At 39.4% G+C, this 241-nt stretch carries 1 pseudogene; it reads right to left on the reverse strand.

The annotated features are described in order from the left end of the window. A pseudogene (locus tag GPK60_RS08910) lies at positions 1-241 on the reverse strand (transposase); the annotation flags it as partial.

A 241-nucleotide genomic window follows, 5' to 3' on the forward strand; every position in this document is an offset into this window, starting at 1 on the left:
CGGAACGGCATATATTTTTTCACATTGCTCTGGTTTTCGATCCCGCAGATCGCCAGTTCGACTTTTTTCTCTTTCCAGTATTTTATGACATCCCTCTCCAGTTCATGGACTTTTCCATCTTCTGCTTTATATTGAGAGTGGACTTTTGCATTTTCCAGAGATTCCGGCAGAATCCGCTGTTCTCCTTTAAAAATCAGTCCGTTTATGATATCTGCAAATACATCATTATAATCTTCCAGTA

The sequence above is a fragment of the Ruminococcus sp. MCC718 genome, from assembly GCF_018783905.1.
Taxonomy (GTDB): domain Bacteria; phylum Bacillota; class Clostridia; order Lachnospirales; family Lachnospiraceae; genus Hominisplanchenecus; species Hominisplanchenecus faecis.